Genomic DNA, 543 nt, shown 5'->3' with positions numbered 1-543 from the left:
CGGGAGGGCGCTTACCACTTTGTGATTCATGACTGGGGTGAAGTCGTAACAAGGTAACCGTAGGGGAACCTGCGGTTGGATCACCTCCTTACCTTAAAGAACCTGCCTTTGTAGTGCTCACACAGATTGTCTGATGAATGATGAACTTCTGAATGTACTTTTGAGTGCATTAAGAAGTTTTGCTCTTTAAAAATCTGGATCAAGCTGAAAATTGAAACGACACATCTTAATGGTGTGTTCGAGTCTCTCAAATTTTTGCAATCAGAAGTGAAACATCTTCGGGTTGTGAGGTTAAGCGACTAAGCGTACACGGTGGATGCCCTGGCAGTCAGAGGCGATGAAGGACGTGCTAATCTGCGAAAAGCGCCGGCGAGGTGATATGAACCTTTGACCCGGCGATGTCCGAATGGGGAAACCCAGTGCAATTCGTTGCACTATCGTTAACTGAATACATAGGTTAACGAGGCGAACCGGGGGAACTGAAACATCTAAGTACCCCGAGGAAAAGAAATCAACCGAGATTCCCCCAGTAGCGGCGAGCGA

At 47.3% G+C, this 543-nt stretch carries 2 rRNA genes; both read left to right on the top strand.

The window, feature by feature from the left end:
• Positions 1 to 91, top strand: a 16S ribosomal RNA gene (locus tag USH94_RS22515); the annotation flags it as partial.
• A 198-nt stretch (positions 92 to 289) separates the two neighbouring features.
• A 23S ribosomal RNA gene (locus tag USH94_RS22510) occupies positions 290 to 543 on the top strand; the annotation flags it as partial.

It is taken from the genome of Enterobacter sp. 148H3, assembly GCF_034107425.1.
Lineage (GTDB): Bacteria > Pseudomonadota > Gammaproteobacteria > Enterobacterales > Enterobacteriaceae > Enterobacter > Enterobacter vonholyi.
This window is presented reverse-complemented; position numbering and strand designations above follow the sequence as displayed.